A 7,048-nucleotide genomic window follows, 5' to 3' on the forward strand; every position below is an offset into this window, starting at 1 on the left:
CTAAATTGAATTATTAATATTTACAAAATTTAACTATGGCAGGAGGAAAACAAACCCCAAGGCAGAAGATGATTAACTTGATGTATTTGGTTTTCATCGCAATGATGGCCCTAAATATGTCAAAAGAAGTATTGTCTGCTTTTGGTTCAATCAATGAAAGCTTTAATGAGGCCAATACAGCGGCTACCGCTCGTAATGCCAACTTTATGGCCGGTCTAGCCGAAAAAGCTTCAGAACAACCTAAACAATACAAGCCTTTACAAGAAAAAGCGGCTAAAATTAGCGCAGCTTCATCAGACTTGTATAACTTCATCGGTGAATTAAAAGCCGGTGCATTAGAAGGAGTAAAAGATCCTAAAGATTACGAAACTATGGACAAGACAGCTTATTTCGATGAGTTGTTCTGGAAAGGTGGAAAACTACAACCTAAAGGGGAGGAGTTGATGAATAAAATCATCGCTTATCGCCAAACGGTTATAGGAGAATTAGGAGAAGGTTATGACGATATCAAAAAAGATGTTGCCGATAAATTCTCAACCGGTGGTGACGATAATAAAGTGGCTACACGTGACGGAATTAAGAAGCACTGGGTAAACTATCACTATGTTGGTTTCCCATTAATCGCATCGGTAACTAAATTAACTAAGATTCAAGCAGATATTAAAACTACAGAAAGCCAAGTATTATCGGCTATGTTGCAAGGTCAAATGACTTCGCAATTATCGATGAGTAATTACGAGGCAATTGTGGTACCCGAAAAAACAGCATTCTTCAGTGGAGAGAGCTTTAAAGGTAAAGTAGTATTGGGTCGTTTTGATAACTCACTTACTTTTGATAAAGTAGTAATCAACAACAAAGAATTAGAAAACCAAACCGGTCAGGTAGAATTAGAATTCCCAGCCGGAAACGTGGGGCAGCAAGAAATCAATGGAGAGTTGCAGTTTAAAGAAGGAGATTCGATTGTAAGCATTCCTGTAAAGAGCGCTTATACCGTAATTCCTGAACCTAACTCAGCTGTAATTTCAGCCGATAAGATGAACGTGGTTTACCGTGGAGTTAAAAACCCAATGACCATCTCTATTCCTGGTGTACCACAGGTAAATGCTCAAGCACCTGGTTTATCTCCAGCAAGCGGAGCCGGAGCTTATGTGATGGATGTAACCAACGTAAAAGCAAGAGAGGTTAAAATTAACGTGTCTGGAACTTTACCAGGAGGTAAATCAGTATCCTCTAGCAAGGTTTTCCGTATCAAAGAAATTCCACGTCCATTAGGAGTTATCGGAGCTAAAGATGGTGGTAATGGTGCTATTCGTATGAGTAAGCGTGCCGTTGAAGTATCACCGATTGCAGCCAAATTACCAGACTTCGATTTCGACTTGAATTTAAATGTATCTGGATTTAAATTCCAGGTAATGGGTAAACCAGTAGTACAAGTTAATGGTAACCGTTTAAATGCCGCTGCAAAAGCAGCCTTGAACTCGGCAAAAAGAGGTTCGGTAGTTCAGATTTTTGACATCCAGGCTAAAGTAGCCGGTAACTCGAAGTACAAATTGCAACGAGTAAATCCATTAATTATAGAACTACAAGATTAATATAAAATTAAAAACGTATATGAAGAAGAGTTGTTTATTTATGTTAGCTGCACTAGGATTTAGCTTTGCGAGTTTCGCGCAGCTGAACATCCTAAATGCAGAATCACCAGAAGAGATCGGGAAGAAAAGTCAGGCTCAAGTGCAGAATGATGCCAACCAGGAACCTTTAGACTACGGTTATGTAGACGATAGAGATATCTTGTGGGCAAAAACAACTTGGGAATACATAGATTTGAATCAGCGAGTGAACTTCCCTTTGCTTTACCCTTTAGATAAGACCAGCCAAGGAAGAAAATCTTTGTTTGAGGTGATTATCGACGCGGTGAAAACCGACCAGGTAACCATGTATATGGATTCTTACTTTCATCAGAAATACCCGATGGATCAGTTGGAGACCAACTTGTCTGTAAAGGTATTAAACGATGCGGGTATCGCAGCCGAAAATGCAGGAGAGCCTTTAGAAGAGTGGCATTATTCAATGGCCGAAATCAAGCCAGCTGATGTTCACGCTTATAAGATTAGAGGTTACTGGTACTTCGATAAAAGACAAGGCGAGTTAAAATACCGCTTGTTGGCTATCGCACCAGTAGTAATCTCTGCTCAAAACAAATTGCAGCAACAGGAGAATCCAGACTTAGAGGTTGTGCCCGTAGAATTATTCTGGGTATACTATCCCGAAATCAGAAAGCAGTTGCATAGCAATTATGTATTCAATGCTAAAAACACAGCACACCCGCTTACCTTTGATCACTTGTTAAACTCAAGACGTTTCGACGCCATGATTTACAAAGAAGATAACGTATACGGTGACCGTGAAGTAGATGAGTACATTGCAGACAACACCTTGATGCAGTTGCTAGAATCAAATCGTATCAAAGAGTCTATACGTAACTTTGAATCGGATATGTGGAATTACTAATCCGTTGCTAAAATATAAAAAAGCATCCGCCAACGCGGATGCTTTTTTTTTGATGCCTACTTAAGTTTTTAAAATGTTTTGAAACCACGATTTGGCACTGCGAGTGCGGTTGTTGCGAAAGCCATAAAAAATTATATCGAGATCCCGCGAATACTCGGGACTCCCTAAGGGTCGCGCTAAGTAGATAGCGGTATATAATTTATCTTTAATTCTATTGTTCTGCCTAATGTATGCGTAAAACACAAGTTATACTGAAGAAAAAGATTGCAAAGCCCTGCTTTGAATCGCTTTTTTACGTGGGCTGCTGGTATGTAAAATAACTCTAAAACCTGCCTTGTCACACTGAGTGCGGGTTTTTGACGATAGGCAAACACCCGTGTATCGAAGTGCAGTCGAAAAGTAGCGAATATCTTTATAGTTACCATTATTATACGCTATTAATCGAAAGCCCAAAATATCCATTTCTTAATCCTCTACTTTTTTCCATCGCCGAAAAAAGTAGCAAACCCCGAAATATGGGGACTACGAAAGTCTAGGCTTACGAAACTAGCGCTAAATTGTATGTTTGCAAGCTAAATTTTAGGAACTCACCCGATTTCCAATCGGTCTCAAACAGCCTAAAATTTTCAACGCTTACTGCACTGCCAATTTTACGCGCTATTTTCGATAGGCCAAGATTAAATGGTATTTCTATTTATTCTTTTTATAAAATAACCTGCCTTGTCACACCGAGTGGGGGTTTTTGCCGATAGGCAAATACCCTTGTATCGAGGTGCAGCCGAAAAGTAGCGAGTTTATTTATATTTTCAAAAGTTACTCTTTTACAATTCATTGATAATACTATGTCCTAATTTTCATTTTCTTTACGGTGTATTCCTCTCGCTGCGCTCGTCGGATACAGGAGAAAACGAAACAAAAGAAAGTACACTTTTTCTGAGGTATTTTTCAGGCAAGCTGAAAACCACTTGTATTTTGCTAAATTGGTTCCAAGGCTTCACCAATTCTTCACGCAAAACACAAGTTATACTGAAGAAAAAGATTGCAAAGCGCTGCTTTGAAACGCTTTTTGACGTGGGCTGATGGATGTTGTTATTGCTATATCCACGTATATCTAAAAAGCACTGCCAATTTTCCGCCCTATTTTCGATAGGCCGGGTTTAAATGGTACTTCTACTTATTATTCTTTGGTGAAAAAACCTGCCTTGTCTGTTTTGTCGTTAGTTAAATTAAACCAGTGAGAGTAAGGACTTATTTGCATTGTGGCTCAATACTCTTATGTTCTTTTTTTATTTGGATTCTTTCTGTTCGAAAATAAGGACACAATCTCAATGGTATTTTTATTGATTCTATAGTATAAATTATTGTGGACATCGACTACAGCTTTTCGGGTTTTCTTTTTCTCCATTGATTCAGGGAAAATTTCAGGCATTTTTGAAATCAGTTGGATAGTGTGATCTAATTTTGCGGCAAATTTTCTTAGTTCTCTCTCAGTCCAATTCGCTTCAAGATATTCTATGGTTGCTTTAAGTTCAGAAATGGCGTGATCGGTCCATAGAATTTTATAACCACTTTTCATAAATATCTTTCACCTTATGGTGAGAAGTTAATTTTGCATTGTCTGCATCTTGAATTCCTTTTTCAATAGAATCTTTTTCAGCAGCAGAAATTTCCTTCCACCAATCGGTTTTTTCTTTATCCCTTATTTTCATTAGTTGATCAATCAAAGACTTGTCGTTTAATGTGGACAACCATTGAATTAATTCAATTTTTTTATTTTCTAAACTTAGATCCATAATATCAAAGTTACGAATTAAATCCTATTCTTTGATTTTTAAATTATTTTTTACTGTTGCAATACTTTCCCTACGCTCCCGCACGATTGCCGCCTGTGGTCTTCTACCTATTAGCAGGTTGATAAAAAAATCCTATTTTTAAAATATGAGCTGCAATTACAAGTTTCGTGATTCAGAAGGTTTTTATTTTGTAAACTTTAGTTTTATACTTGAATGATGAATTGGGCAGTTGATTGCAATTTGGTTAGGAGAACGCGATGCAATCGCGCACTAGCGGGGTAATCCTAACGCATTAAATAGAACTTTACCTGGTTTTACAGATGAAGTTTCAGATTCAATGTATCGACAAGGTAGAGGAGCTTTACAAGATTTTGCAACACAAAAACCTGCATTGATGCGACTCAACTCTCAAAAATTCAGCAAATATGGTCAGTGGGGAACTGGAGTTGGACTGTCTGGTGCAGCCGTTATTATTACAAAAAAATGATGGGAAAGTAATGATTAGGATATGAAAGTAGTTATTTGTCAAAAATTCAAGTCTTATAAAGAAGATTCTGTCAAGTATTTGGTACTTGAAATATTGAATAGACCATTTGTTGTCGTTGTTTTAATTTATGTTGCTATCACTTTAATACATTTTTTAAATAAAGCATCTTACCTATATTTTTTTCCAGAAATTATAGGGTTATTAGTATTTTCATTAGGTGTAGGAATTTCAGGAATGATATTGTATAGTATTTTTTCACTGTTAAAAACCATAAAAAAAGTAAATAATGAAAAAAATACTTTATACGAAGGGAAAGTTCATATAATTATGGATAACGAGTGTGTTATAATTCAAAAAGAGGATGATGAGAACTCCCTTAGAAGGAATTGGAATCAAATTAAAGAATTTAAAGTTATAGGTAAAACAGCTTATTTAATCCCTGTAAAAAAGAATGACTTTATGATTAGAATAAACCAAAAAGAAGTCATTGAAGGGAGATTTAAAAATATAATCAATTTTATTAAATCTAAAATGTTATGAATACAGGAGCTTCTCCCCGCTCCCGCAGGATTGGAGCCTGTGGTTTTTGTAGTCTGTGGTCTTCTACCTATTAGCAGGTTGATAAAAAATACTATTTTTAAAATAGGAGCCGTAATTACAAGTTTGATAATGCTGAAGATTTTTATTTTGTGAGTTTTAGTTTTATACTTTAATGATGAATTGAGCAGTTGATTGCTATGTGGTTAGGAGAACGCCATGCAATCGCGCACTAGCTAATATTTATATTAGCTTGTATTTTATTTAATTCAATTCTACAATCCCATTTAGCAGTTTTTCAATTTCCGGTAAATAGCTATCCAATAAATTTTGAGAAGTATAAGTTATGAATTGCACTGTTCCTTTATCATTAGAATAGTAATACCCATAATAAGTAATTTTAATTCCTTGCATATTGCCATCCATCCGAATTTGAAGTACTTTTAAGCCGTTTACGGTTCTATACTCTTGATTTACAATCTTTAAGTCAGGTACGATTGTTTTTCCATTTTCAAGTGCTATTGATCTAAGGGTTTCTAAGGGTATTTCAACTCTTTCGGTAATGATTAAACCATACAAATCCTCTCCCTTTAGCGCAAGTTCATATTCCGCGTCAGGGTTTTCAATAGATTTATTAAACGACCATTGTTTAGGATTTAAATAGTAACCTATATTAAGGTTTTTGCTTTTTAATAGAAATGTAGAGTTTTCATCTCTTTCAAATTTTTTAGGATTAATTCGTATTTTTCTCTCTAACTGTTGGTTTTCATCTTGGTATTTCCAAACACCATCATCATATAGAATAACTTGGTCCCCCGTTTCTGTAACTGCTTTTTGTTGAGCTTTTGTTATACCAATTGTAAAAAAGCAAATAATTAATAAGCTTATCTCTCTCATAATAAATTCTTAATTAATGGGTTTTTAGTTTGATGCTGGTCGATAAATATACAAACTTTTCCGTTTTGATTTTGCTCTTATCGATTTGTATTGTGATTTTTACTTATGGAATGTTTGTAATTATGGAAGCATCGCCCGCTCCCGCAGGATTTCAGCCTGTAGTTTTTGTAATCTGTGGTCAGCAGATTGATAAAAATAACACCCTTTTTAAAATAGGAGCCGTAATTACAAGTTTCATAATTCAGAAGGTCTTTATTTTGTGAGTTTTAGTTTTATACTTGAATGATGAATTGAGCAATTGATTGAAATGTGGTAAAGAGAACGCGATGCAATTGCGCACTAGCAAGAGGTCGGGACTGCCAAAAGCTCGCACCAAGTACGTAGTAGTTTAAAACCACGCCTTGTCAGCTCGAGTGCGATTTTATGGCGAGAGCCATAAGAACGTGTATCGAGAGCTAGTCGAAAAGTAACTAATACTTTTAAAGTTTCCATTAAATCACTTCTCGATACAGCCCAGCGAGTCCAACTACGGCATAAATGCCTGTTGGCTAAGCTGGCCCACTCGAAGTGACAGGGCGTTTAAAACCTACCTTGTCACACCGAGTTTTGGATTTTTGGACGATAGAAGAAAAATACGAAGTATCGAGGTGCAGTCGAAAAGTAGCGAATATCTTTATAGTTTCCATTATAATAAACTACTAATCGAAAACTAAAAATACCCATTTCTTAATCCTCTACTTTTTTCCATCGCCGAAAAAAGTAGCAAAAAAGTCTAGGCTTACGAAACTAGCGCTAAATTGTATGTTTGCAAGCTAAATTTTAG

6 protein-coding genes are annotated in these 7,048 nt (G+C 36.1%); 3 read left to right on the forward strand and 3 right to left on the reverse strand.

All coding sequences use genetic code 11. The features are described from left to right. The first annotated feature begins 35 nt into the window (after positions 1-35). Complete coding sequence (gene porM / locus ACFSQ0_RS10820) at positions 36-1,592, forward strand: type IX secretion system motor protein PorM/GldM (protein WP_379048126.1); 1,557 nt, start codon at positions 36-38, stop codon at positions 1,590-1,592. Positions 1,593-1,611: 19 nt separating this feature from the next. Next, positions 1,612-2,511: a type IX secretion system ring subunit PorN/GldN gene (gene porN, locus ACFSQ0_RS10825; protein ID WP_379048128.1), complete on the forward strand. Its 900-nt coding sequence runs from the start codon at positions 1,612-1,614 to the stop codon at positions 2,509-2,511. A 1,273-nt stretch (positions 2,512-3,784) separates the two neighbouring features. Here the strand turns inward: porN and ACFSQ0_RS10830 are convergent. Next, positions 3,785-4,087, reverse strand: coding sequence for a type II toxin-antitoxin system RelE/ParE family toxin (locus ACFSQ0_RS10830; protein WP_379048131.1), 303 nt, complete (start codon positions 4,085-4,087; stop codon positions 3,785-3,787). Beyond that, the gene (locus ACFSQ0_RS10835) at positions 4,071-4,304 is read right to left on the reverse strand and encodes a hypothetical protein (protein WP_379048134.1); all 234 of its coding nucleotides are present in this window, start codon (positions 4,302-4,304) and stop codon (positions 4,071-4,073) included. The genes ACFSQ0_RS10830 and ACFSQ0_RS10835 overlap by 17 nt, the downstream gene beginning before the upstream one ends. Positions 4,305-4,812: 508 nt before the next feature. Between ACFSQ0_RS10835 and ACFSQ0_RS10840 the strand changes: the two genes are divergently transcribed. Further along, complete coding sequence (locus tag ACFSQ0_RS10840) at positions 4,813-5,331, forward strand: hypothetical protein (RefSeq protein ID WP_379048137.1); 519 nt, start codon at positions 4,813-4,815, stop codon at positions 5,329-5,331. Between the two features lie 261 nt (positions 5,332-5,592). Here the strand turns inward: ACFSQ0_RS10840 and ACFSQ0_RS10845 are convergent, their stop codons facing one another. Then, positions 5,593-6,225 (reverse strand): hypothetical protein, encoded by a 633-nt coding sequence (locus tag ACFSQ0_RS10845; protein ID WP_379048140.1) that lies wholly within the window; start codon positions 6,223-6,225, stop codon positions 5,593-5,595. Positions 6,226-7,048 lie beyond the last annotated feature (823 nt).

This window comes from Mesonia sediminis (assembly GCF_042684705.1).
GTDB lineage: Bacteria > Bacteroidota > Bacteroidia > Flavobacteriales > Flavobacteriaceae > Mesonia > Mesonia sediminis.